The 26,968-nt window shown below is 29.6% G+C and carries 25 protein-coding genes and 2 pseudogenes; 13 read left to right on the plus strand and 14 right to left on the minus strand.

Annotated features, from left to right (window positions below):
* Window positions 1–51: 51 nt before the first annotated feature.
* On the plus strand, window positions 52–1,335 hold the full coding sequence (locus tag IPK18_10255; protein QQR97251.1) for an NAD(P)/FAD-dependent oxidoreductase: 1,284 nt from the start codon (window positions 52–54) through the stop codon (window positions 1,333–1,335).
* A gap of 1 nt (window position 1,336) precedes the next feature.
* On the opposite strand, the gene IPK18_10260 is transcribed toward IPK18_10255, so the two are convergent.
* The gene (locus IPK18_10260; GenBank protein QQR97252.1) at window positions 1,337–3,055 is read right to left on the minus strand and encodes an ABC transporter ATP-binding protein; all 1,719 of its coding nucleotides are present in this window, start codon (window positions 3,053–3,055) and stop codon (window positions 1,337–1,339) included.
* A 146-nt stretch (window positions 3,056–3,201) separates the two neighbouring features.
* On the opposite strand from IPK18_10260, the gene rbfA reads away from it, so the two are divergent.
* Together rbfA and IPK18_10270 are read left to right on the plus strand one after the other, a co-directional pair.
* Entirely contained in the window at window positions 3,202–3,597 is a 396-nt protein-coding gene (gene rbfA / locus IPK18_10265; protein ID QQR97253.1) for a 30S ribosome-binding factor RbfA, read from the plus strand.
* Window positions 3,594–4,832: an ABC transporter permease gene (locus IPK18_10270; GenBank protein QQR97254.1), complete on the plus strand. Its 1,239-nt coding sequence runs from the start codon at window positions 3,594–3,596 to the stop codon at window positions 4,830–4,832. Before rbfA ends, IPK18_10270 begins: the two co-directional genes overlap by 4 nt.
* Before the next feature lie 13 nt (window positions 4,833–4,845).
* Here the strand turns inward: IPK18_10270 and IPK18_10275 are convergent.
* The 7 genes and pseudogenes from IPK18_10275 to IPK18_10305 form a co-directional block, all read right to left on the minus strand.
* Window positions 4,846–5,171 (minus strand): annotated as a pseudogene (locus IPK18_10275) (type II toxin-antitoxin system PemK/MazF family toxin).
* Window positions 5,156–5,371, minus strand: a complete 216-nt coding sequence (locus tag IPK18_10280) for a hypothetical protein (GenBank protein ID QQR97255.1) — start codon at window positions 5,369–5,371, stop codon at window positions 5,156–5,158. The pseudogene IPK18_10275 and the gene IPK18_10280 overlap by 16 nt, the downstream one beginning before the upstream one ends.
* A 98-nt stretch (window positions 5,372–5,469) precedes the next feature.
* Window positions 5,470–6,396, minus strand: coding sequence for an SDR family oxidoreductase (locus IPK18_10285; protein QQR97256.1), 927 nt, complete (start codon window positions 6,394–6,396; stop codon window positions 5,470–5,472).
* A gap of 16 nt (window positions 6,397–6,412) precedes the next feature.
* On the minus strand, window positions 6,413–7,084 hold the full coding sequence (locus tag IPK18_10290) for a phosphoadenylyl-sulfate reductase (protein ID QQR97257.1): 672 nt from the start codon (window positions 7,082–7,084) through the stop codon (window positions 6,413–6,415).
* A 77-nt stretch (window positions 7,085–7,161) separates the two neighbouring features.
* On the minus strand, window positions 7,162–7,623 hold the full coding sequence (locus tag IPK18_10295) for an Lrp/AsnC ligand binding domain-containing protein (protein QQR97258.1): 462 nt from the start codon (window positions 7,621–7,623) through the stop codon (window positions 7,162–7,164).
* Window positions 7,620–8,372 (minus strand): WecB/TagA/CpsF family glycosyltransferase, encoded by a 753-nt coding sequence (locus IPK18_10300; GenBank protein ID QQR97259.1) that lies wholly within the window; start codon window positions 8,370–8,372, stop codon window positions 7,620–7,622. The genes IPK18_10295 and IPK18_10300 overlap by 4 nt, the downstream gene beginning before the upstream one ends.
* A 4-nt stretch (window positions 8,373–8,376) precedes the next feature.
* A complete protein-coding gene (locus tag IPK18_10305) occupies window positions 8,377–9,390 on the minus strand; it encodes a sulfotransferase (GenBank protein QQR97260.1) in 1,014 nt (337 codons plus the stop codon).
* Window positions 9,391–9,500: 110 nt separating this feature from the next.
* Between IPK18_10305 and IPK18_10310 the strand changes: the two genes are divergently transcribed.
* The 3 genes from IPK18_10310 to IPK18_10320 are packed head-to-tail and all read left to right on the plus strand — an operon-like array spanning window position 9,501 to window position 12,475.
* A complete protein-coding gene (locus IPK18_10310; protein ID QQR97261.1) occupies window positions 9,501–10,988 on the plus strand; it encodes an alkaline phosphatase D family protein in 1,488 nt (495 codons plus the stop codon).
* 14 nt (window positions 10,989–11,002) lie between these two features.
* Window positions 11,003–11,860: an alpha/beta hydrolase gene (locus tag IPK18_10315; GenBank protein QQR97262.1), complete on the plus strand. Its 858-nt coding sequence runs from the start codon at window positions 11,003–11,005 to the stop codon at window positions 11,858–11,860.
* A gap of 6 nt (window positions 11,861–11,866) precedes the next feature.
* Window positions 11,867–12,475 (plus strand): polysaccharide deacetylase family protein, encoded by a 609-nt coding sequence (locus IPK18_10320; protein ID QQR97263.1) that lies wholly within the window; start codon window positions 11,867–11,869, stop codon window positions 12,473–12,475.
* Between the two features lies 1 nt (window position 12,476).
* Here the strand turns inward: IPK18_10320 and IPK18_10325 are convergent, their stop codons facing one another.
* Window positions 12,477–13,292 carry a sterol desaturase family protein gene (locus IPK18_10325; protein ID QQR97264.1) on the minus strand — a complete coding sequence of 272 codons (816 nt, stop codon included), beginning with the start codon at window positions 13,290–13,292 and terminating at the stop codon, window positions 12,477–12,479.
* Window positions 13,293–13,569: 277 nt separating this feature from the next.
* Between IPK18_10325 and IPK18_10330 the strand changes: the two genes are divergently transcribed.
* From IPK18_10330 to IPK18_10340, 3 genes are all read left to right on the plus strand, one after another.
* Entirely contained in the window at window positions 13,570–13,917 is a 348-nt protein-coding gene (locus IPK18_10330) for an RNA-binding protein (protein QQR97265.1), read from the plus strand.
* Between the two features lie 84 nt (window positions 13,918–14,001).
* Window positions 14,002–14,742 carry a 23S rRNA (guanosine(2251)-2'-O)-methyltransferase RlmB gene (rlmB, locus tag IPK18_10335; GenBank protein QQR97266.1) on the plus strand — a complete coding sequence of 247 codons (741 nt, stop codon included), beginning with the start codon at window positions 14,002–14,004 and terminating at the stop codon, window positions 14,740–14,742.
* A gap of 75 nt (window positions 14,743–14,817) precedes the next feature.
* A complete protein-coding gene (locus IPK18_10340) occupies window positions 14,818–15,936 on the plus strand; it encodes a hypothetical protein (protein QQR97267.1) in 1,119 nt (372 codons plus the stop codon).
* Window positions 15,937–15,940: 4 nt separating this feature from the next.
* Here the strand turns inward: IPK18_10340 and IPK18_10345 are convergent, their stop codons facing one another.
* From IPK18_10345 to IPK18_10360, 4 genes are all read right to left on the minus strand, one after another.
* Window positions 15,941–16,816, minus strand: coding sequence for a metal-dependent hydrolase (locus IPK18_10345; GenBank protein QQR97268.1), 876 nt, complete (start codon window positions 16,814–16,816; stop codon window positions 15,941–15,943).
* 39 nt (window positions 16,817–16,855) lie between these two features.
* A complete protein-coding gene (locus tag IPK18_10350; protein QQR97269.1) occupies window positions 16,856–17,713 on the minus strand; it encodes a metal-dependent hydrolase in 858 nt (285 codons plus the stop codon).
* Window positions 17,714–17,819: 106 nt separating this feature from the next.
* On the minus strand, window positions 17,820–18,206 hold the full coding sequence (locus IPK18_10355) for a DoxX family protein (protein ID QQR97270.1): 387 nt from the start codon (window positions 18,204–18,206) through the stop codon (window positions 17,820–17,822).
* A gap of 7 nt (window positions 18,207–18,213) precedes the next feature.
* Entirely contained in the window at window positions 18,214–19,143 is a 930-nt protein-coding gene (locus tag IPK18_10360; protein QQR97271.1) for a methionyl-tRNA formyltransferase, read from the minus strand.
* 81 nt (window positions 19,144–19,224) lie between these two features.
* Here IPK18_10360 and IPK18_10365 point away from each other — a divergent pair, with 81 nt between their 5' ends.
* From IPK18_10365 to IPK18_10380, 4 genes are read left to right on the plus strand one after another with little or no spacing between them, the layout of a single operon-like run.
* The gene (locus tag IPK18_10365; protein ID QQR97272.1) at window positions 19,225–19,878 is read left to right on the plus strand and encodes a PorT family protein; all 654 of its coding nucleotides are present in this window, start codon (window positions 19,225–19,227) and stop codon (window positions 19,876–19,878) included.
* Window position 19,879: 1 nt separating this feature from the next.
* Entirely contained in the window at window positions 19,880–20,698 is an 819-nt protein-coding gene (gene prmA, locus IPK18_10370; protein QQR97273.1) for a 50S ribosomal protein L11 methyltransferase, read from the plus strand.
* A gap of 3 nt (window positions 20,699–20,701) precedes the next feature.
* Window positions 20,702–25,213 carry a hypothetical protein gene (locus IPK18_10375; protein ID QQR97274.1) on the plus strand — a complete coding sequence of 1,504 codons (4,512 nt, stop codon included), beginning with the start codon at window positions 20,702–20,704 and terminating at the stop codon, window positions 25,211–25,213.
* A complete protein-coding gene (locus tag IPK18_10380; GenBank protein QQR97275.1) occupies window positions 25,214–25,876 on the plus strand; it encodes a methyltransferase domain-containing protein in 663 nt (220 codons plus the stop codon). It abuts the gene before it with no gap.
* On the opposite strand, the pseudogene prfB reads toward IPK18_10380, so the two are convergent.
* A pseudogene (prfB, locus tag IPK18_10385) lies at window positions 25,873–26,954 on the minus strand (peptide chain release factor 2). The gene IPK18_10380 and the pseudogene prfB overlap by 4 nt on opposite strands.
* Between the last annotated feature and the right edge of the window lie 14 nt (window positions 26,955–26,968).

Consider the following 26,968-nt stretch of genomic DNA (forward strand, 5'->3'; position numbering starts at 1 on the left):
GGTTATTATTTTAGTAATATTGATTGTTTATTTTTGAAAAATTTTTAAACAATGGAATTAAAAATACCTTATTCAAGCAACAAAAGAGTTGTTATTATTGGCGGCGGATTTGGCGGAATTGAAGTTGCAAAGCAACTTAGAAACCATGACTTTCAAGTTATTTTGTTAGATAAACACAATTATCATACATTTCAGCCATTACTTTATCAAGTAGCAACAGGTGGTTTGGAACCAGGTAGTATTGCATATCCATTAAGAAAATTTATGCAAGAAATTCCGAATGGAATATATAGATATGCCGAAGTTCAACAAATAGATGTAGCAAAAAAACAATTGAAAACAGATATTGGAGAATTATCATACGATTATCTAATTATTGCAACTGGAAGCACAACAAACTTCTTTAATTTGCCAGCAGATACTACTTCAAGAATGATGCAAATGAAAGATATTCCACAAGCATTAAATATTAGAAGTTTTATATTAGAAAATTACGAAGAAGCATTACTTGTAGATGATTTGGAAAGCAAACAAGCATTGCTCAATATTGCAATTGTAGGTGGTGGACCAACAGGCGTAGAATTGGCTGGTGCAATAGGAGAGATGCGAAGAAAAATTTTGCCAAAAGATTATCCTGAGTTAGATTTTAGAAATATGCAAGTTCATATTTTCGATGCAACAGACAGATTGTTGAATGCATTTAGTCCAGAAAATTCAGAAAAAGCATTAAAATATCTTAAAGATTTTGATGTACATGTGTGGCTCAATACTTTGGTAACTGGATATGATGGTAAGAATGTAATACTAAATAATGGGAAATCTGTTTTAGCAAATACTTTAATTTGGGCAGCTGGCGTAAAAGGTTTGCCAATTGAAGGATTACCAAAAGAAACAATAATTGGTGGTGGCAGAATTGCAGTAGATGAATATTGCAAAGTAAAAGATTGTGAAAATATATTTGCCATTGGCGATGTTGCATGTATGTCTCAAGAACAATATCCAAAAGGACATCCAATGGTTGCGCCAGTAGCCATACAACAAGGTGACTTGGTTGCAAATAATTTAATAAGAACTTTAAAAAATAAAGAACCAAAAGCTTTTAAATATTTAGACAAAGGCTCAATGGCTACTGTTGGTAGAAATAGAGCAGTGATGGAAAGCAATGGTATAAAAATGGGTGGATTTATTGCATGGTTAGCATGGCTTGTAGTGCATGTAATGACACTCATTGGCTTTAGAAATAAATTGACTGTTTTATTGGGTTGGTTATACAACTATTTTACGTATGATAGAACTTTAAGACTAATCATAAGACCATTTAAAAAGAAAGAATAAATTAGTTAGAAAAATCTGACTTAATGAGTTGTGCATAGATATTTGATGTTGCCATCAATTCTTTGTGTGTGCCTTTCTCTACAATTCTACCATTATTCAATACTAAAATTTCATCACAATGCTGAATGGTAGAAAATCTATGTGAAATGATGATAATAGTATTGTCTGCTGATAGTTGATGAATAATGTCTTTTATTTTTTGCTCATTATGTGTATCAAGGTGCGCAGTTGCTTCATCTAAGATTAATATAGATGCATTTTTATATAAAGCACGTGCAATACAAATTCTTTGTTTTTCACCACCACTAAGTTTTGTGCCACCATGTCCAATTGTAGTTTTGTATTGATGAGGCAGTGCAAGCACAAAATCATCTACTTGAGCTTGTGTACATGCATTTTTAAAAAGTCTATCATCTTTTACTTTGCCTAACAAAATATTATTTTCTATACTATCATCAAAAAGTAAGGCTTGCTGAGACACCCAAGCAATTTGTTTTCGCAAATCAGCTAAACGAATATTTTTAATATTTATATTATCTATGAGAATTTCGCCTTCATTCACATCATACAATCGCATCAATAATTTTGTTAATGTTGTTTTTCCAGCACCAGAATTTCCAACAATAGCTATTTTTTTGCCTTTTTTTATATCTAAGTTGATGCCTTGCAATATATTTTGTTCAGCATAATTAAAAGATACATTTCTATATTCAATATTTCCTTGTATTTCTTGTAATGATAAACTATTTGCAGTGTCATTTATTTTATTTTCTACAGCAAGAAGCTCTTCTACTCTTTCTAATGATGCCATTCCTTTTTGTATGAAATAGAATGCATTTGAAAATACTTTTGCTGGCTGAATAATTTGTGAGAAAATCACAATATAGGTTATAAATAATTCAGGTTTTAAGTCAGATTGTTGTTTGAGTATCATACTGCCACCAAAAAACAATACAACTAATACGACTACAATGCCTAGAAATTCAGCCAAAGGCGACGATAAATCTCTTCTTCTCAGCATAAATGTATTAAGCTTTAAATACTCAAGATTTAATTTATTAAATAAATTTATAAAATAATTTTCTGATTGGTATAGTTGAATTGCTTCGTGGTTGTTGATGCTTTCGTCAATAATAGTTTGTAGGTTGCCTTGTATTTGTTGAGCTCTTTTTGATGTTTGTTTTAGTTTCTTTCCAATCCACGCAATAATATAGCCAGAAAGTGGCAAAACAATCAATACAAATAGTGTGAGTTTTACACTAATTACAAGCATTGCAATAAATGTTATTAAGATGGTAATTGGCTCACGCAGTACAACTTCTAAGAAAAATAAAATGCCATATTCTATTTCTTGGATATCAGTAGTAAGTCTTGTGGTAATGTCGCCTTTATTTTGATTGTTAAGATGAAATGTATCGAAATGCACCACCTTTTCATATAATTTTTGCCTAAGTGATGATGATAAGCCAGTTTTGATTGGAGCCAACACAAACAAAGCAAGATATCTACTCAAGTTTTTTAAAAAGAATATGCAAGCAGTACAAATGCAAATAAAAGCTAACGCCATTAGTTTTCCTTTTTGATTAATGAGTTCAGCAATCAAATACGATAAATAATCTGTGATATAAGTTTGTATGGATGTATAATTCTTCCAAATTGGTTGCGCAATAGCTGATATTTCTTCTGCTTTGAAAATTAATTGAAGAAAAGGAATTAGCATAATGAATGAAAAAATTGAAAAAAACGCAGTACATGCATTTAAAATCAGATTGACAAATAAGCGAAACTTATAGTCTTGTATGTAGCTTTTTAATTTATACAGTTTCTTCATTTGAATTACACAAAGATATTATTTACATTTGTTTTATGGAATCTAAAAGACAAAATCAAGTAAGTAAGTTAATTCAGATTAATTTAAGTGAAATTTTCCAAAGAGATTTGTCGCATTTCTTAGAAAATGCTTTAGTAAGTATATCAAATGTTTTTATTACACCAGATTTATATATATGTCGTGTGTATTTAAGTATCTTCAATCATCCAAAGCCAGAAGATGTATTGAAAAAAATACAAGAACATAAAAAACAAATAAGAGGAATTTTAGGTAATAAAATTAGAAACAAAATGCGTACTATTCCTGAAATTGAATTCTACTTAGATGATACAATTGATGAAATATTTAAAATTGAATCAATACTAAAAGAAGTGAAAGAAAAGGACGAAAGTATTGCCAAAAACAGAACTGATGATGATACAGCAATATGAATTTGACGTACAACATTGCCAAACGATATTTATTTAGTAAAAAACAAACCAATGCAGTAAATATTATTGCTGGCGTAAGTGCTACATCTATTGGTGTTGGTGCAATGGCATTGGTTATGGTACTTTCAGTTTTCAATGGATTAGAAAGTTTGGTAAAATCTATGTACACTGTTTTCTATCCAGAAATAGTTGTTACTAGTAATGCATCTAAAACATTTGAGATTAATACAGAATTAGAGCAAATGTTAAAACAAGAAAATAATATACTACATTATAGTTTTATATTAGAAGATAATGCTTTGTTGGAATATGGCGGACAACAACAAATAGCAACAATCAAAGGTATTGATAGAAATTATTTTAAAGTCATTCCAGAGTTCGATTCTTTTGTAGTAAAAGGCACTAAAGATGTTTTTTACAACAATGGAGAATTTATGTTGTTAGGTGCTGGAATTGCTTATGGATTAAATTTGAATACCACAGAATCTATAGAGCCAGTTGGAATATATATGCCAAAGAAAACAGCAGCATCTTTGTCTAATGTCGAGAATTCATTCCAGAAACAATACATCTATTCTTGTGGTTCGTTTGCTATCTCAGATGAGTTTGACACCAAATATGTGTTGGTACCTTTGTCTTTTTTTCAGCAATTGAGCATGCAATATAATCAAATATCAAAAGTAGAAATTAAACTAAAAGATAAGAATAATGATGCAGCTACAATTGCATCACTGCAACAAAAACTTGGAGCAGATTTTCAGGTAAAAAATAGATACCAACAAAATGAAATACTATATAAAGTATTAAGAACAGAAAAATGGATTGTTTTTGCCATCCTTGCAGCCATTTTGTGCATAGCATCATTTAATATCACTGGAGCATTATCTATGTTGGTGTTAGATAAAAAGAAAGATTTGGCAGTGCTTACAGCATTAGGCTTAGAAAGAAATGATGTTGTAAAATTATTTTTATTAGAAGGTGTGTTGTTGTCTTTATTAGGTGCAGTTGTTGGTATTGTATTGGCAGTAATTTTTCTTATTATCCAAGATAAAATAGGTATAGTGCCAATGCCAGGAAGCACATTTGTTATACAACATTATCCAGTGAAAATCCAATTGTTAGACATTATTGTAGTGTTTATTTTGGTGATATTAATTGGAATTGTGGCATCGTGGTTGCCATCAAAATATGCAGCAAAAAATATAGAAAAAGAATACTTAAGTTATTTGAGCTAATTGATAAATTACCTTATTTTATTAAATTATAAATAGATTGTATTATCTTTTCATACATATTTGTATTAAGTGTGCCAACCTTTTCTAATATAATGTCCTTATGTGCAGTAAATATTCTATTTGGTTTTACATAAGAAGTCATAGGTAAGTTTCCTTCAGCAAAATCTTCATCTGCTATACATATCGAATATTCGCTATATGGTTTTGATGTAATTTGACAAAGTATCACGTCATTCTCAATGAAATCTGACAGTACTAAAGCTGGTCTTCTTTTTGAAGATGATAAATCTGAAAAGGAAAGCTTACTACTACAATATTACCTTTTATAAATTTTTCCATGCAATTTCTTCATCATCATTTAACCAATCTTTTGCTAAAATCTCTTGACTTGCAAAATGTGTTAATACATTTTCTTGAAGGTTTAATTTTGTTGCTTCTTCTGTTGTGAATGCAATAATTTCTACATGCTTTCCAATGAATTCTTCAGGCAGATTTAATAAGATTTTATTCTCTCTTAATATAGTTGTTGTTTTAATCATATAATAAAAATAAGTTGATAAAACTTTATTTATAAAGTTATACAAAAAAAATAATGAATCAAAATTATTATTAAATATTTAGATTTAAACTCATGCTATCAATGAAATGCAAATTGCATAATCATATGTTGCATTTCTTGTTTAAACGAACTGGTTTCTTTTGGTATTAAATCAAAAATATCACAATTAGATTCTACACTTAAGTTTCTGAGTTTTAAATGTTGGTTGATGAATTGCATTTCCAAGTCAGGATAAATTTCTTTCATTGTCATGGCAATATCCATGATGCTCATATTGAAATCTGTAAGATTGCAAATATTATTTGGCGCATCTTCTTTTATCAATAATTGTGTAATTATTTTTGCAGCTTTATCAATATTTATAAAAGAACGTTCTTGCATACCATCACCATGAATAGATATTTTTTTTGTAAAGTTTGCATCAAAAGCAAATCTATTGATAACTGCATCAAATCGCATACTCTGATTAAAACCATAAAGATTTCCAAGTCTTACAATATGTGTAGGTATTTTGTCAAACAATCTTTCTGCAAAACTTTCGCCACGCATTTTTGATATGCTGTAGTATGTTTTTGGGTTTAGCTTAGACTGTTCATTCATCATTTGGTTTTTTACTGATGAACCATAAACAGACACACTACTAATATGTATAAATTTTTTGATATTACATTCTTCAATAGCATAAGATAGCTCGGCTGTTCCCCAATGGTTGATTTGCTCATACATGTGTGGGTCATGGTCAGTGTATGGTGTAGCTACTTTTGCTGCGGCATGTATTACAGCATCAACTTTTGCAAGTTCTTTTTTTAATTTTCTAGTGTCAAGAATATCACCTTCTACAAAACGAATATTATCACCACCTATGCATGTACATAGAAAGAAGTTGTAGTTTCCTTTACTCAAATTGTCATACACTACAATTTCTTCAATTTCTTTTATCTGAACTAATTTTTTTACTAATTCTGTACCTAAGTACCCAGCTCCACCAGTTATTAAAACTTTCATTATTTTTATTAATATATTATTTTATTAATTCTGTATGTAGTCCACATTCAGTTTTATTCAATCCAAACCATCTTGCCATACGCTCATCTTGCATCATATTTGGGTCTATTTTTCTAGTACATGGTTCGCAACCTATACTTGTATAGCCATCATTTTCTAATGGATGTTGCGGTATTTTATTTTCTTTTATGTACTGCCAAATCATTTGTTTTGTCCATTGCAACATTGGATGGTATCTCATAGCACGTTGTGGTGTTGCTTGCTCAATTTTCATATTTGCTCTGTTGGCATTTTGGTCAGCACGCACACCATTTATCCAAATATCATACTGATGCAAAAATGGCTCCATTGGCTGTACTTTATTCAAATGACAACAAAAGTCTGGATCAGATGCAAATAATAATCTTCCGTTGTAGTCTTTTTGCATATTACGTGGTGTTGCAGATTTTACATCTATCACATTCAAATTATAAAGATTTGCAATTTGGTCTTTGTATGCAATTGTTTTTGGGAAAAGATAGCCAGTGTTTAAAAACAATACTGGAATGGTATTGTCTATTTTAGATAGAATATGCAACATTGGAATAGAATGTGTTTGAAAACTTGATGATACAAACAGCTTTTTATCTGCGCTTTTGTATTCATTAATTTTTTCTTCTATCGATTTTATTGCTACCTCAAATGACATTATATAAAAGTATTAATTATACAGTGAAAAATGTGGCAAATATTATTAATAAATCATTAGTTATAGTTTAAAATATCTTATTCAATTTTTAGCGCACGGCTATAACTTTCATGCAATGAAATAAATGTCTCTGTTCTTGTAATTTCCTCAATGGTTTGTATTTTGTCCATCAGTACACTTCTAAGATGTTCTGTGTCTTTGCAAATTATTCTAATAAACATAGAGTATAATCCAGTTGTGTAGTGTATATCCACAACTTCTGGTATTTTTTTAAGCTGCACTGCAACCATTTCATAAGATGAGCTTTTTTGTAAATAAATGCCCAAAAATGCAGTAATATCGTAATTGAGTTTTTTGTAATCTATCTCAGTTCTGTAACCTAGAATAATGCCCATTTCTTCCAATTTCTTTATTCTGATATGCACAGTACCAGCTGAAACATTTATTTGTTTTCCAATTTCAGCATAGGTAGTTTTTGAGTTGTTTTTAATAATATTAATGATGCTGATATCAATATCATCTATGTTTTCTGTTTTCATATATCTAATATATTGAAGTATTTTGGATATTGTTTGATTTTATCCAACCAAGGTCTGAAAATGATGGTAGTGTCTCTTAATCTTTTTTTATAATGTCTTGCTGGATGCAATATTGTACGCCAAAGCCATTCTAATTTTATGCTGCGTATAAGTTTGGGTGCTCTAGTATAAAAACCACTTAAAAAATCAAAATAACCACCAACGGTAATTACGAATAGATTTTTTGTTTGTATTGTTTCAAAATGTTTGTTTACCCATTCTTCTTGCAGTGGTGTTCCCATGCCAATAAATAATGCAGAATTATCTGGTATGTGTTCCCAATTTAATGCTGTATAACCATCTTGAAAATAGTGTAAGACTTGAGTTTTGTATTGCTCGTTTAGTTTTTCATTGCATCCTTGAATTTGCTCTTTTGTAGTGCCATAAAATGTGATAGGAATATTTTGCTTGTGTAATAATTCTATCATAATTGGTGACAAATCTGTGCCATTCAGATTGCTCATTTGCTTGTTGTTTGCAAGTTTAAAATACATTTGCATACCTATACCATCAACCAATATTATGTTAGATTTTTTTAATGCTTCAGCATATTTTATGTCACTTCTAATTAATTCTAAACTTGCATAATACATAAAGTGTACAATGTAAAAGTTATTTTTCTTCCATTCTTTTAAAATATAATTACAAGTATCTGCAATATTAGCTGCATTCAGAAATTGTAGTGTAGATATGTTATTTTGAAATGACATGCTTTTATTTTAGTCTTCTTTTTAGAGTTTCTACAATGTTTTTCATTCTATCTAAATTCATAGCAAAAGCTAATATTAATTTGATTGGGAAAGAACATAAATAGTAAAAAACCATAAGATAATTTGGTTGAGTATTCGATAATTCAAAATTGAATTGTTGCATATTTTTATTACTTATCTTTTCGCAAAACCAAATTTCAGTATTATTTAATCCACCTTTTTTCCAATTTGCAGCACGTTCTTTTTTAAAACCTTTATCTTTACTATCAGGTTCTATTGATGAACTTTCTTGTGTTATTTCCAACATATTTGGATTAAAGTTAATGTCAATATGCTGACAGATTTTTTTTATTTCAGCTTCAGGGTTTTCTATAAGTTGTTCAAAAACTACTGTGTGTACACGTTTGTCTTTTTTGTGTTTGCTTGATGCTTGTATGGCAGCATTCCAAAGTTTACTTAAAGTAATTGGATGGTAATTTATTCTTAATCGAATGCTTTCTTTTCTAGTAATATACCATGCACCTAATTTTCTTCTATTCCATTTGTTTTTTTGCGAAAGCATGATAGCGCGTGGGTCACGTACCATATTTATGATTTTTGCATTCGGGAAAATCTCAAAAATCTCTTGGATGTAAAATACATTTTGTGGCGTTTTTTCGCAAATTACTTTTTTATGATTTAGGCTAATTTCATTTTTTGCAAAATGAAAAAAAACACTTTCTGCCGTTAACTCTTCTGAAATATTATGAATTAAAGTTGTTGCCTCATCTTCAAAAATACTATAATCATCAAATCCAGTGTTGTAACCTTTTCTTTGAATGAGTATTAGCTTTTGAGCTAATTTAATAGCATTACTTTTGTCTATTGTTTTTCCTTTATCTTCTGGCGACCAAAGTTGTTCAAAAAAGTGCAATTCATTCAGTACCATCAAATCAGGATGATTGTTAAAGACACGCAACATCATCGTTGTGCCACTTCTTGAGTTACCAACTATAAATATAATTTTATCTAAATACATATTTTGCCTAAAAAATACATTATTTTTAATCAATGATTTGTAGCTTTAAAAATACATTCTTTTTCTTTTGTTTCTATATATATTTTTCAAATGCTTTTGCAAAAGACATCTTGCATCAACCAATCATTGGTTCTGTAACAGAAACAAGTGCAAAAATATTCTTCTTTTCGGATACAATATTAGATTTTTCTATTGTTTTAAAATCAGAAATGTCTGAAAGTAAATATGCTTATCGTTCTACAGATTCTTTTTTCTTTACAAATATGTTTGTATTCAAAGATTTATTACCAAATAAATACTATGAATATTTTATAACTGATACATTAAATCAAGAATTAGCAAAAGGTAGTTTTACTACATTCAATTCAAAAAATTCAACTGATAAATTTGTATTTACATTTGGTTCGTGCACACACCAACGTTTTGATGATGTAATATTTCAGAATATGGCATTGCACCAGCCAAAGTTTTTTTTACATCTTGGTGATTGGTTGTACAATAATTATAATTCTAATACATTACAACAATCATTGTCACTCCAAAATCTTAAAGCCAAGTTTATTGAGCGTTACAATATGCCACATTTGTCAAAATTGTTGCAACACACACCGATTGATTATATTTTTGATGATGAAGATGGAATTATAGATGATTTTTCTTCAAATACATTTAGTGTAATAAAAACAAAAAATAAAGAAGTTGCACTTTCAGAAAGTAAATATCCAAATGAGTTGAAAGAAAACCTAATACAAAGTTTAAGTCAATTTTTTCCTTCGTACAATCAGAATAAAAATTCAGCATACCACCAATTTTCTTTTGGCAATGCAGATTTTTTCTTTATAGATAATCGTTCAACACGAGCGTCAAATTTTGAAATATTTGAGCAAAAGAAAAATGGCAAATGGACATATAAAGCAAACAAGGAACATCAAATTTTAGATAGTGTTCAATTACAATTTTTATTAGATGGATTAAAAAACTCTACAGCAACATGGAAGTTTATAGTTTCAGGCGTTACATTCAATCAATCATACAAAAAAGTTTTTGATGTATGCATGCGATTGCAAAATAGAATATTGCCCAATCAAAAAACAGGAATGTACTTAGCTGCATCATTGTCATCAATGTGGTTTGCATTTCCTGCAACTCAATCAAAGTTGATTGATTTTTGTAATGATAATAATATTGAAAATGTAATAATTTTAAGTGGTGATGCACATTCTGCTGCAATTGATGATGGCAAAAACGCAGGATTTCCTGAAATAATGGCTGGCGCATTGGCACAAGAAAATTCGGAGATTGCAAGCATCATATATAAATATTTTAAAATGAATCTGTGGAACAAAGGTGGACAAGGAATTGGGAATAATAATTTTAATTCAGCATTTGGAAAAGTTACTGTAAATGGCAACGAAAGTGTTCAGCTTTCAATTATCGATGATAAGAATAATGAAATTATAGCATATGATGTAAAACCCAATTTTATTCCTAAAAAAATCAATGAAAAGCGAAAATCAAAGATTACATTTAGTAATAAGATTAGCGTGTTTTTTAAAAAAATTAGAATAGGTTTTCATTATTTGTTTAATAAAAAATAATACATCAAAAAAATATGAGTGTAACGCACAAACAAGTAAAAGTAAATGATGTTTTTCTACATGTAGCACAACAAGGCAATGGTACAAAGTTAGTTGTGTTGCTACATGGCTGGCCAGAATTTTGGTACACATGGCGTTATCAGATTCCAGCATTAGCAAAAGAATATACAGTGTTTGCGCCAGACTTACGAGGATTTAATAAAAGTGATAAGCCAACTGGAATTTCGCATTATAAAGCAGATGTTGTCGCATCAGATATTGCAGAACTAATCAAACAATCAGGATATGATAAAGCATATATAGTTGGACATGATTGGGGCGGAGCAATTGCATGGACATTTTCTTCATTGTATCCAGAATTGACTGAAAAATTAGCAATACTAAATTGTCCACATCCAAAAGAAATGTTGAGGCAAATAAAGAAAAATCCATCACAACTTGTGAAAAGTTGGTACATGTTCTTACATCAAATTCCTTTGTTGCCAGAATTAATATTGGAACTAACATTACCACAGTTTTTTAAAACATTTATTAGAGGTTGGATGCGTAATCCACAAAACTTTACAGATGAAGATTTAAAAGCATTTGTTACAGCATACAAAGAAGAAGGCGCGCTAACTGGCTCAATAAATTATTATAGAGCAATGATGCAAACAAAGCCAAATTTGTCAGTATTTAAACAAAAAACAAAAGCACCAACTTTATTAATTTGGGGCGAAGATGATAAAGCATTAGGAAAAGAATTAACATACAATACCAAAGATTATGTAGATGCTGATTTGGATATAAAGTATATTAAAAATTGCTCGCATTGGATACAAAACGATTGTCCTGATTTGGTTAATCAATATTTATTAGAATTTTTTAAATAATATTTTATGTTTTGGGTACGTACACCATGGTTAGTTCAAAAAATATTTCCAAAAGTAATTTGGCATTTTAAAAACGTTGATGAAAGTACAATAGAAATGCCATCTTGTACAATCTTAGGAAAGAAAATATATCTAACATTTGATGATGGTCCACATCCTGAAATTACTCCTTGGGTATTGGACCAATTAGAAAAACATCAAGTCAAAGCAACATTTTTTTGTTTAGGTGAGCATGTAGAAAAGTATCCAGATATATTTCAACAAATAATTGCACATGGACATACTATTGGCAATCATGGTTACAAGCATTACAATGGTTGGAAGATAACCAAACAACAATATTTAGAAAATTTTGAAAAAGGAAAACAAGCAACTCAAAGTAATTTGTTTAGACCACCATATGCAAAAATTAGAGCTATGCATAAGTTTAAACAAGGTGAAATAATAATTTGTACAGTTTTGCCTCATGATTATCATCCAAAAGTAACACCAGAAACTTGCTTAGATAATATTAAAAATAATCTACAAGATGGAGATATTTTAGTACTACATGATAATGAAAAAGCATGGAAGAAATTAGAGTATGTATTGCCAAAAATTCTAGGTAATATTTGAGTTATTCTTTAAGATGTTTTTGTAGCGTTCTTGCTCTTTGGTCTTCGCCATTATGCGACCAACCTGGCGCATTAAAAATATAATTTAATTTCGATTTTAAATCTGGTGCTTGTTGCACATCTTTTATAATAGAACCTAATTCATGAAATGCAATCTTGAATAAATTATATGTGTGTATGTTTTTTGTAATGCCATAAACACAAGGAATCTTATCATCTTCAGATTTGAAAGTACCAAACAATCTATCCCAAATAATAAAAACACCACCATAGTTTTTATCTAAATATTGAATGTTTGATGAATGATGCACTCGATGATGTGATGGTGTATTAAAAATATATTCAAACCATTTTGGCATTCTTCGCACAGCTTCAGTATGCGGCAAAAATTGATAAATTAAATTGAGTTGATGCAATGTAAGTATCATTAATGGATGTATACCAATTATTGCCAAAGGAATATACCACATATCTTTGTATAATAACTCTAACCAACTTTGACGAAGCGCCACAGCAAAATTTATATTTACAGATGAATGATGGTTGATATGTGCAGCCCAAAGCAATCTGATTTCATGACTCAATCTATGATGCCAATAAAACATAAAATCTTGTAGAATAAAAGCAAATGCCCAAACCCAAACATGTGCTTTTTGCCATTGCCATGTAGCAAATTCTTCCACAGTTGCTGGACCCAAGTTATCGAAAATTCTAAATTGATAAAACCAAAATAAGTAACCTAATGCTATTGCTTTAATTCCAATATCAATAATTGTAGAACCCAAACCCATGCCAATACTTGCACCAGCATCTTTCATATATTCAGTATTAAGTTTGTTTCTTTTTCTTAGGTAGAAATAAAATTCTACAAAAATTAACAACAAAAAATCCAGGAATTGCATATGTAACTGGATCATTAAAATCAAATGGGTTAAATAATGTGAAAGACATAAGTATCAAATTGTACACAAATATAGCAACAATCATAACATAGACACTACACAATATTACTATATGATTAGCAATGTTATTTTTTTCAACAATGTTATAATAATCAAAATATTACGCCTATCTTCGTATTCTAATTTTTTTTAAATGAATATTTACATCGCAAATTTGAATTTCAGTACAAAAACTGAAAGTCTACAACAGTTATTTGAAAGTTACGGAGAAGTAACTTCAGCAAAAATTATCACAGACAGAGATACAGGCAGATCTAGAGGATTTGGTTTTGTTGAAATGAGCAACGAAGAGGAAGCTCAAAAAGCTATGGATGAATTGAACAACACAGAATTTGAAGGAAAAACTATCGTAGTTAATGAAGCAAAACCTAAAGAAAGCAATGGCGGAGGTCGTTCTTTTGGTGGTGGCGGAAGATCAGGCGGCTACGGTGGCGGAAAATCTTCTTCAAACGGAGGTGGTTACAAGAAAAAAAGCTGGTAATCAAAATTATTTCAAATAATATCAATGCCTCGATAATTTTTCGAGGCATTTTTATTTTATTCTCACTATTTTTATACATATTTTATGAAGTCACAATACATTATAGGTAGAAATGCGGTATTAGAAGCACTAATAACAGATGCACAATTTGAAAAAATATTGATAAGCAAAACAGCAAACGGAGATATAATTAAAGAAATATCACAAACTGCAAAACAAAGAAATATTTATGTGCAGTTTGTGCCAGAAATTAAATTAGATTCACTAATCAGACAATCACATCAAGGTGTTGTTGGCGTTATTCAGTTAGTACAATATTACGATTTTCAAGATATTGTTAATCAATCTTTCGATGAAGGAAAAATGCCATTGGTTATTGTTTTAGATGGAATTACAGATGTGCGTAATTTTGGTGCAATTGCTCGTACTGCATTGGGCTTAAATGCAGATTTAATTATTATTCCAAAAAAAGAAAGTGTAAGTATCAGTGCAGATGCTATTAAAACATCAGCTGGTGCATTGATGAAAATTCCTGTCTGTAAATCAGATAATCTAATTACTACCATAAAAGATTTAAAAAATAATGGATTGCAAGTTGTTGGTTTATCATCAGGCAATGCAAATAAGAATATTTCTGAAATAGATTTGAATATACCTTTGGTATTAGTATTAGGTGCAGAAGATAAAGGAATTTCTACGCCAGTACAAAAACTTTTAGACCATTCTGCTCAGTTACCTATGAATGAAAATCTTGAATCGTATAATGTTTCTGTTGCCAATGCAATTGCATTATATGAAATATTTAAACAACGAAACAAAAAATAATATGCAAAAGTTAATTTTTTGCAAATAAAAATGTAAATTAGTGTTAAAAATATACTTCTGTACAAAAAATATTGTTTGTCACTATTAATCCTATGCTCATTACTGCAAATAACTACTTCTTGCAATAAAGATGAAAACAATAACAACAAAAGAACATTAAAGTCACATCCATTTATGGATATCGAAAATAATGTTGGTTCTGTAAATTGGTTTGATATTGATGGAATGATGTGTAGAGATGGCTCAAACACAGGAATTGGATTTAGAGTTGGCTCTAAAAAGAAATTAGCAATATATATAAATGGTGGTGGTGCATGTTTTAATGATGCTACATGTGCAAGTAATCCAAAATCTTTTAGTGAAGAAGAATGGGATTATTTACATCAAGAATACAAACACAGAGGCATATTTGATGCTTCGAATCCTAAAAATCCAATCAAAGATTTTTCTATGGTATTTATTCCATATTGTACTGGCGATGTACATAGTGGAACAAAAACTGTCGGTTTTGCATTAGATGTTGCAGACACGCAAAGATATGTTGGTGCATTAAATTTTAAAAAAGTAATAGACTTTATTGAACCATATTATCAATATAATGAAGTAGAAGAAATATTGCTTTTTGGTATGAGTGCAGGTGGATATGGTGTATATGTAAATTTCTTAGAAGTTGTGAATCGTTTTCCAAATGCCAAGATTACTGTAATTAATGATTCTGGACCATTGTTTAGTGATGCAGATGCATTTCCAATTTGTTTGCAAATAGGTTTCTTGTATATTTTTGGCTTGCCAGTACCTGATGATTTGTATGATTGTTGCGGAAAACCAGCACAAATGCTAGCCAATGTTTATCCATATTCAAGTAAAAAATATCCAAATGCAAATTTTGGTTTTATTTCTTCATTAGAAGATGAAGTATCAAGATTTTTCTTGAGCTTTGGATATAATAACTGTTCTGGCGCACCAGGCAATCAATTGCCAGCAGATTTATTTAGAAGTTCTTTAATTACATTAAGAGATGATGTATTGAAGCCTAAAAGTACGTGGTCTACCTATTATATTGATGATAATACACATACTATGCTTGGAAACAATGAATTGATGTATAATAGAAATAAATCTGGCATGTACCTATACGAATGGATAGGTAAGGTAATGAATGGTCAGAAGATGCACATTACTGAAAGTGAATAACAACTTAAGCGTAAGATTTATCTTTGAAGAAATTTTCAGCTAAATAATAGTCATTCATATCTGATGGATGGAAATCCTTCTTAAAGAATTTTAAAAATTCTTTGTACATATCACCATGTAAATCTGAAAACAAACCAGTTGCAAATTCATAAAATTGTTTTGGTAGTTGTGTAAGTTTTAGGTATTTTCTATCTTGATAAATAAGCATCAAAGTACCAATAGATAAATAAAAGTACAGCAATGCAGTTACTATTGGCATTAGTGCAGCACGCTTCACGTATTCATCTTTATCTACTGTTTGGTAGACATCAAAAGCTACATTTTTATGTTCTATTTCTTCGGCTGCATGCCATTGAAATAATTCTGCAATGTCTTCTGGTACTGTACCTTTGTTGGTGTCTACATGCATAAAAATGGCATGACCAAAAAGTGCTGTAAAATGTTCGAGACATACTGTTGCAACCAAATCAATATTATTAATTTTAGTTCCTTCAATCTCTATTTTCGCAATGATTTTATGCAACAAATTATCAATGTGTTTTTCATAACCTTTTATTTCATAGCCGTTTTCTTTTAAGATATTCCAAAAACGCTCATGCATAGATGAGTGTATGCCTTCTTGTCCGCAAAAGTTTTTTACTTGTTTCTTTAGTTTCTCATCTTCAATTTTATTTTTGTGTTTTAAGGTTGCGTTGACAAAAAACCTTTCGCCAGTAGGAAAAACAATATGCAATGCGTTGATAAAATGTGTACTAAAAGGATTGTTTTTATAATAAAATCTTGGATTCTTTTTTTCAAAATTAAAATTTACTCTTCTAACTTTAATATCTTCATGGTTATAAGTTGATGTTGTAGTTTTGTTTTTTTCTATTGTTGCCATAACTTAATTTTTTAAATGATTGAATAATGAATAAATTATTTATGCGTAAGTTTTTCCAGCCAATAATTCTTCAGCTAAATGATAGTTGTCAATTTGGTCTGGATGGAAATCTTTTCTAAAATATTGACCAAATTGCTTGGAAATAGTGCCACCAAATGATTTTCTGAAATTGTACAGAAATTCAAAAGTATATTTAGGTATGTCTTTTGTTTTAATGTCTTTGTCATTCGCAGTCAGCATTACTGTACCTAAACCAAGATAGAACCACAATCCCCAAGATGCAATCGCCATACCACCAACTCTTAATGCATAACTATCATCAACTGCTTTGAGTACATCAAAAGGAATGGCTTTGTGTTCAATTTCTTCGGCTGCATGCCACATAAATAAATCTTTCATTTCTGCTGGCATTCTCTCCGTAATTTCTTTGTTTAAAATGCCACTTTCTGCCAACATTGCTGTGTAATGTTCTAAACCAACAGTTATGCTCAAACACAGTTTATCTGCAAATCTATTTTTGTTTAAATTTTTTCTTGCAGATTTTTCCAAACCATTCCAAGCTGTTTTTCTAAAAACATCAACAAACTTCATAGGTTCTATATCTTGAGATTCCATGATGTCCCAAAATTTCTGATGTTCTGCGTAATGTGTGCCTTCTTGCCCAATAAAATTATTTACTCTTCTTTTTAGTTCTGGATTGTTTTTGTAGATATCTGCAAATGCTTTTACACTTCTAATGAAAAATTTTTCTCCATCTGGAAATGCCAAATGTTGCGCATTCATAAAGTGTGTAGCGATAGGATTGTTGTTGTACCAATGCTTTGGAAAAGGTTTTTCAAATTGAAAATTTACTTTTCTAATTTTTGCATCTGGTTTTTTAGAGCTACTTATTTCCATAAAAAATTATCTTTGGTTAATATAAATTTAGATAAGATTATTATCTTAATCTATTTACATTAGATAATTATGAAGTCTAAAAATAAAACTTAACCTTTCTATTTTTTTATTTTTTGTTGATGTTTATATTCGGAAATATTAGATAAATTAATACTACAATCAATAGAAAATTGTATTCTACACCATTTCTGCCACCACCAACTACAAACCAACCTTCTTTGCCATGTACTAAAATAATGCCCATTATCAAAATAAATATAGTAATAACTGCTGCTGGTTTTATAAACTTATTTGTAAGTAAGCATATTGCTGCTAAAATGTGCGAAATTTTTATTGCCCATGCCAATGGTACACCAACTGGTGCAAATCCAATTTGATTTAAAAATAAATTTCCAAAATCATTAATGCCACCATTAAACATTCCACCTAATGCATGTGTTAATAGAATAATAGCCAATGCTACTCTAAGTATAAATGTGTTGTTTTGTTGCATGTTGCTGCTAATTTGAAATTTTATAACCTCTTAAAAATTCATCTATTTTGATTCTTTTTTTACCTTCTAATTGTAATTCTAAAACATCTAAATAAGTGTCGTTGCACTTAAATGATAGATAAGTTTTGTTGTCTGAAATAATTGCTTGATCGCCTATTCTATCACTAATTTTTGATTGATATATTTTAAGTATTTTATTGTCTAAAAATGTATAAGCAGCAGGATATGGCGATAATCCACGAATTAAATTGTGAACTTCATTTGCTGGCTTATTCCAATCTATTAAACATGTTTCTTTAAATAATTTTGGCGCATGTTTTAAATTTTGTAATTCAGAATTTATGATTTGTGGTTTTTGTGTTACATTATTTTCCGCAATTATTTTTACGGTTTTTAATACAAGATTTGAACCTAGTATCATTAATTTGTCATGCACAGCACCAGCATTATCATCATCTTTTATTTCTATTTTATCTTGAAGAATTATATTTCCAGTATCAATTTCATGTTGTAAAAAAAATGTGGTAGCACCAGTTTCTGTGTCACCATTAATAACTGCCCAATTTATTGGTGCTGCACCACGATATTGTGGTAGCAATGATGCATGTAAATTAAAAGTACCTAATGATGGCATTTGCCAAACAACTTCTGGCAGCATTCTAAAAGCAACAACTATAAAAAGATTAGCATCTAAAGATTTGAGTTCATTAATAAATTCTGCAGATTTTAATTTTTCAGGTTGTAGAATATGTAAATTGTTTTCTAATGCATATTTTTTTACTGCTGATTGTTGTATATTATTTCCTCTTCCTGCTGGTTTGTCTGTTGCTGTTACAACACCAACAACATTATATTTGTTTTTTATTAAAATATCTAATGATGGAACAGCAAATTCTGGTGTTCCCATAAATACAATTCTTAGGTCGTTAGTATGCATCTTTAACTATTTTTTTTACTTCAACTATGATTAAATGCTTATATTTAGCCTATAAAAATAATTCTTAATTTTATATAATTGATGAGAACTTTCATTGTTATTGTGTTTTGTTTTATTGCTTGTAAATATTCTTACTCAAAGATTGAGGTAAATGTAGGTGGAAAAGCAGGAATGAACATGTCGCACATTAGAAAAATACAGAATCCTGAAGGATTTAAGAAAAAACAAAATCTAGGCTCAAATATAGGTGCATTGGTTCGTGTAAATATTAATTCATTTATTGGCGTGCAAACAGAAATTCTTTTTACACAAAAAGGACAACGTTGGATGAGCAAAACCGATAGTACAAAAAGCTATAGTAGGTTTGTAAATAATTACATAGAAGTACCTTTGATGGCTGTTGCAAGATTTGGCTCAGAGAAAACTAAGGCAGTTGTGTACTTAGGTACTTATTTTGGATATTGGGCAGGTGCATACACACAAAATAGTACACAACAAGACAAGCAAACAATATCTAAGTCTAATGTAGATTATAAACTCACATCTTATGATAATAGATTTGATTTAGGAATGGCTAGTGGTGTTGGTGTAGATTTTAAATTAGGTAATGGTTATTTAGAATTGGCAGCAAGACATAATTTAGGTTTGATGAATAGAACAACAAACAAGAGCAATAAACAATATAATTGCAATTTCAATTTTTCGATTTCTTACTTATTTAAAGCAACAAAATAATATGTTTGTCTACACACTAATAAAATTTGATATTACTCAAAAGGAAATAATATTGGCATTAATTTCTGATATAGAAATGATAGAAGGCATTGAAGAAAAGGATATAGAAATTGAAGCCTATGCTGATGATACTACAGATTTTGAATCGCAATTGAAGGAAATACAGAATGTAATTCCATTTGAATACACAAAAGTAGAACTACAGCAAAAGAATTGGAATGAGATATGGGAAAGTAATTTTGAGCCAGTAATTATAAATGAAAAAATTGGAATAAGAGCAGTGTTTCATCCAACAATTAATAATGTAATACAAGAAATTATAATACAACCTAAGATGTCTTTTGGTACAGGACATCATGCAACTACAGCACAAGTGATAAAATCAATGCAGTTGTATAATTTTAAAAATAAAAAAGTTTTAGACTTAGGTTCAGGTACAGCAATTCTTGCCATATATGCTGAAATGCTTGGTGCTAACGAAGTATTAGCAATAGATAATGATGAATGGTGTTTTGAAAATGCACAAGAAAACATTGCACTCAATCATACAAAGCATGTTGAACCAAAATTAGGAAATTTAGAAGATATTTTAGAGGAACAGTACGATGTTGTTTTGGCTAATATTCATAAAAATTACCATTTAGAACATATTGCGCATTATGATGAAATTTTAAAAAATGGTGCATATATTTTATTGAGTGGTTTCTACGAAAATGATGCACAAGAAATACTAAATAAAGCATTGGAATATAATTTGATAGCAAATTATTATACAGCTCAAGATAATTGGGTGTGTATGGTATTGCAAAAAAATAATTAAGAAATGAAAAAGATAATAATACTATTAGTTTGTTTTTGGTCTATGAATTTTTATATAGATGCGCAGTCTATAAAAGAATTTCCAGAAGATGATGCAGCATTTATAAGTACATATAGTACCATGCTGAAAACATGTACAAGAGAAGATTGTAAGAAAATTACATTGTGGTTTGATCAATCATTTTCAAACAGTAAATCAAAAACATATTTGCCAATAATAAAAACATTATCAAAGGCAATGCTGCAAAAAAAAGCAACAACATATCCAGTGTTCTACAATTTTACAATAATGTTGCAAAGCATAGATAGTGCAAAAATTAGTGCTGCGAATATCGAAGCTAATTTAAAAGCATTGCAAACAATATTAGACCAATGCAATCCAGGAAATATTAAAATATTTACTCAGTATATTGAATATTTAACGGATCTGTTTTTGTATAATCAAATCTACTATTCAAAATCAAAAAGATGGAATATATCTTCAGATTTCACGACGCAAATAGAAAATAATGCACCAGTTTTTATTTATCAAAATGCAGACATTATTGGAACAACAGAGCAAGATACTTTAGTAATAAAAAATGTCTCAGGTAAATGTTATCCATTAGAAAATTTGTGGAAAGGTGATAAAGGAAGAATGACGCTTTCAAGAGCAGGATTTGATGCAAGTAATAATTATGTAGACTTTAAACAACATATAGTAGATTTTAATAAAGCAGATATTGTTATCGATGATGCAAATTTCACATTCAAACCATATGTTGATGAAGTATTAGTTGGAAAGTATACAGATAAACTTTTGCAAACAAAATCACAAGCAAAGTTGTATCCAAAATTTATCTCAAACAGAGATGATGTGTCATTTAATACAAATTCAAAAGATGTTAAAATTTTAGGTGCATTTATGTTGGAAGGTACCAATACTTATTGTGTTGGCTCTGATGCTAACAATGCTGTATTGAAATTATTTGATAAAAATAACAAAGAAAAAATTATTGTAGAAGCTGATAGAATTAATATTAGAAATTTTGAATTAGTAAATATTGAAGATGCAATTATGCGAATTGTATTAGATAGTAATGAAATTATGCATCCATATATAAATTTTACTTATGATTCTAAAACAAAAAATATAAAAGCATTTAGAGATATAACAAAACCACTTGCAAAACAACCTTTCTCAAGTGATTATCATAAAATGTATATTTATGCAGATGAATTCAAATGGAATCTAGATAGTTTAAACATTTTATTTGGAATGATTGGTATCTCAGATAATAAGCCAGCAGTTTTTGAATCATACAATTACTACTACGAAGGTTTAGAAAATAAATATAAAGGTACCAATGAAGCAGGACCATTATTGAAAATTTATAGATATTATGAGAGTACGCAAGATAGAAATATTGATGCAATTTCTATGGCAGGAGAGATAAATGCCAATTCTCCATTTCAACAAACAGAACAAATATTTTATAAACTCACAGAAGATGGATACATAGGTTATAACTCATCAACAAAAACTATAACTGTAAAAGATAAACTAATTAATCAAGTGCTTTCTTCAAAACAAAAACAAGACTATGATAATATAAAATTCGCATCTTTTAAAAGATATAATAACGCAAAACTAAATTCTAAAACTAATATCTTGGAAATATATGGTGTTGATGAAATTAAAATAAGTGGAAAATCGCAAGTAAAATTTATACCCAAATCAGATACAGTAAGAATACAAAAAAATAGAAATCTACAATTAGGTGGAACAATCATTGCTGGGAAAGTGGATTTTGTAGCACCAGTGTTCGATTTTGATTATGATTCTTACACTTTTAGAATGAAACAAATTGACTCATTAATATTGTATGTACCAGAAGGCGATGGAAGACCTAATGAACAAGGAATTGTAAAATTAGTAAAGTCAGAAACTGCTATTCAGAATTTATCAGGCATACTTTATATTTCTGAACCAGATAATAAGTCAGGAAGTAGAAATAATCTTAAGTACCCATATTTCTCAAGTGTAGATACAGCAAATACTTACTACGATAACGGAAAAAATGGTGATAAATATAGCAGAAACGATTTTAGATTTAATGTTACACCATTTGAAATAGATTCACTAACAGTTACAGCAACAGAAAATATTGACTTGCAAGGTGAATTAATAACTGGTGGAATTTTTGAGCCAATAAAAACAAACCTTACATTACAAGAAGATAATTCATTAGGCACAACAATCAATACAACAAATAAAGGATTGAAATTATACGGAAAAGAAAGTAAATATTTTTCTTCATTAAAATTATCTAAAGAAGGTTTAAGTGGAAAAGGAAATTTTGAGTTTGGTTCTGCCAAATTGTTTGCAGATACAGCATTCTTTTTTATGGATTCAGTTTATGCAGAAATTGATAGTTTAAGAATTTTAGAAAATTCAAAATTCAAATTTCCAGATGCAAAAGTAGATGCACTAAGTATGGTATGGAATGTGCCAACAGACTCTATTGTGCTTACACCAAAAGACAATCAAAAAATTAGTATGTTTAAAAACTCAGTAACTTTAGATGGAAGTCTGATTTTAAAAAATGATGACCTGAAAGGTGTTGGTACTTTAGAGTGGAATAAAACAAAACTTGTTTCGCAAGATATAGATTTTACAGATAAAAGTTTTGATGCAAAAAATGGACAATTAAACCTTACAAATGATGAAGGAAACTCGCTGCTGAAATCTGATGATGTAAATGCATTCTTTGACCTAACAAAGAAAATTGCTGACATTGAGTTAAATAAAAATGATACTATACCATTAGAATCATTCAAATATATTGCAAATCCAAAGTATTTAAGATTTGATTTAGTTGCAAATACATTGCAATTAAAATCAGCATCACCAAGTAGTTTGTTTTTCTTACAATCAACTGATCCAACAAAAGAACTTTTGACCTTCGAAACAAGCTCAGCAGACTTAAACTTGAATGACAATACAATACATTTTGGCGGAATTAAAGATTTGAAATTAGCAGACTCAAAAGTACAACCAAATAAAGATGAAATTTATATAGAAGCTGATGGTAGTGTGCGTACATTAAACAAGGCAATATTGATTTTTAATGCAGATAGTAATTTTCATAAAGTAAAAAACTCAACAATAAATATTATTTCTAGAAATAATTTTACAGCAAATGGAGAATATGAATACAAATCTATTGATGGTTTAGTTGAAGTAATTAAAATTCCAGAAATAGCAGTGAATACTTCATTTACAAAAGAAATTACAATTCAAGAAGGCAAAAAGAAAATAAAACAAACTGTAACTGATGAAGATAAAATATATACTTACGCAAAAACTGAAATATTAGAGGAAGATAAATTTAAACTCAATAAGAAAGTATTTTATAAAGGCGCATTTGAGTTTGATTCAAAAAATAAAGACATAAATATTGATGGTTATGCAAAAATTGTGCTTTCTGTTGTTGAAACTGATTGGATACCAATCAAACAAAAATTAGATCCAAACAAACCAGAAGTAAGTATTGATAGTTTATTAGCAAAAGCTACAAACCTAGTCACAGGATTATTTTATGATAAATTGTCATATGAGTTTTATACAAACATATTGCAAGAAAAAAGAAGTGTTGAAGATGCAGACATTTTTTCTATCAGAGGCAATATGTCATTTAATAATGAACCAAACGTAATAATATTTGGTAATGACGCAGCCTTTGCTAAACCAATGACCAATGCATCAGCATTAAAATACAACGAAGTAACCAAGAAAATGACTGCAACAGGAAAAATAAATCTTGGACTGAGGTTAGGCGAAAATAGCGCAGTTGGCGTGGGCGATTTCGAATATAATAATGATAAGAATATTGTCTTAAATATGGATTTGGCAGTAAATACATTAATAAATCCAGACGTAGCAAATTATGTCATCTCATCATTTATTACAGCAGATTCAAATTTTATATATACAAACTATAGAAGAAATAATTTAATTCAGCGCACATTATCGCTGTTGTGCAACGATACATTAGATTCAAAATATATTGTAGGATCAATGTATATGAAAGATTCTTTATATAAACCAGAAAGTTTAAATTATGATTTGGTATTTAGTGGCACAAAATTTTTCTGGGATGAGATTGACGGAAGTTTCAAATCAATTGGAGACATAAACTTACCATATTTCGGAAATAGTATTGTAAAAAGACCATACAAAGCATACATAGAATTTGGTTACGGCGATGGAGGAGATTACATCAATATTGTTTTAGAAAATAAAATGAAAGAATGGTTGTACATCAAGGTTAAAAAAGGACAGATGGGCATTGTCTCATCCGTTCCAGACATATATGCATATTTAGTAGGTTTGCCAGATGCTAGTAGAAATGTAAGAAACGGCAGATTGTTGATATTTGAATTAATGCCAGCTAGTAGCACCATGAAAGATGATTATATGCTTAGAATGGATGATTTCTACGAAAGATTCAAATCAAAATTACAAACTAAGTAAATGAATGAATTTCCAGTTTGGAAAAAAGCATTGAGTTATTTTTGGGAGTTTAATCTTGAAAAAATAAATTCAGAGTTTAGTGGCGAGTTGCAAGTTACCTATCACAAAAACAACTTAAAACTAATTACAGAAAATGCTATTTATTCATTTGGTAATCATTATACATCATTCAAAGAAGCATTTCAATACATTCAAATCAAAGACCAAAAAGTAGAATCAGTTTTGGTACTTGGATTAGGCTTAGGTAGCGTAATACAACAGTTAGAAGCACATCAAACAATAAAGAATATTACTACAGTAGAAATTGATAAAGACATTATTTATCTATGTAAAAAGTACCTCAATACAAAGTATAATATTGAATATATAAATAATGATGCACTAAAATTTGTAAATGAAAACAAAAAAAAATACGATTTAATTATTGTCGATTTGTATATAGATGATGTTACACCATCAAACTTTCAGACAAAATATTTTCTAGAACAATTACATAATTTAGTATCAATAAAAGGTATGTTGTTGTTTAGTAAATTAGAAATCTCCATTCAAAACAAAGTTGAAAATGATAATTTTTCTAAACTATTTCTGTCAATATTTCCGCAGTCATTTTCAATCAATACAAACGGAAATAAAATATTTATTTATCAAGACAAAAACTAAACATTGCTTTTGTGCAATAAATATGCTTTGAAAAAACCATTCAAGTTGCCATCCAATACATCATCAGGATTTGTAGATTTGTAACCACTGCGCAAATCTTTTACCCATCTATCATCAAGCACATAACTACGAATTTGTGAGCCCCATTCATTCTTCATTTTTTGAGCTTCTAATGCATCTCTTGCTTCCAATTTTTTCTGCAATTCTATTTCATACAATTTAGATTTCAACATTTTTAATGCAGTTTCTCTATTTTGTATCTGAGAACGTTGCGTTTGGCATTCGCAAACTACACCACTTGGCAAGTGTCTTACACGCACAGCAGATTCCGTCTTGTTCATGCTGTCCACCAGCACCTTGCGCTCTAAAAACATCCCATTCCAAATCAGCAGGATTTATTTCTATTTCAATAGTATCATCAACCACAGGATGCACAAAAACAGAACAAAAAGAAGTCATACGTTTGCCTTGTGCATTAAAAGGAGAAACTCTAACCAATCTATGCACACCATTTTCACCTTTCAACATACCAAATGCATAGTCACCACTAATTTCTAATGCTACAGATTTTATTCCAGCCACATCGCCTTCTTGATAATCTAATTCAGCTACTTTGTAGCCATTTTTCTGTGCCCACATGGTGTACATACGCAAAAGCATACTTCCCCAATCGCACGCTTCTGTGCCACCAGCACCAGCATTTATTTCCAAAATAGCAGAAAGTACATCTTCTTCTTTGTTTAGCGTAGCTTTAAATTCTGTTTCCTCCAATTCTTCTATACAAAGCAAATATTGTGCTTCTACTTCATCTTCAGTTGCTTCTTCAATTTCGCAAAATTCTCTCAATACAACTAAATCGTCAATTTTAGTTTGTAGTGCTTGATATACATTTACCCAATGTTTATCAGTTTTTATTTCTTTCATTTTTGCCTTAGCTTCAATAGGATTATCCCAAAAGTTGGGTGCTAAGGTCTTTGCTTCATCATCTTTTATCTTTTCAATACGATTATCTACGTCAAAGATACCTCCTCAGCGCCGTCGCTTTATCCTGTAAGGATTTTAATTGTTCATTAGTCATATTGCAAAATTAAA

The organism is Sphingobacteriales bacterium (genome assembly GCA_016699615.1).
In the GTDB taxonomy this organism is placed as follows: domain Bacteria; phylum Bacteroidota; class Bacteroidia; order Chitinophagales; family JADIYW01; genus JADJSS01.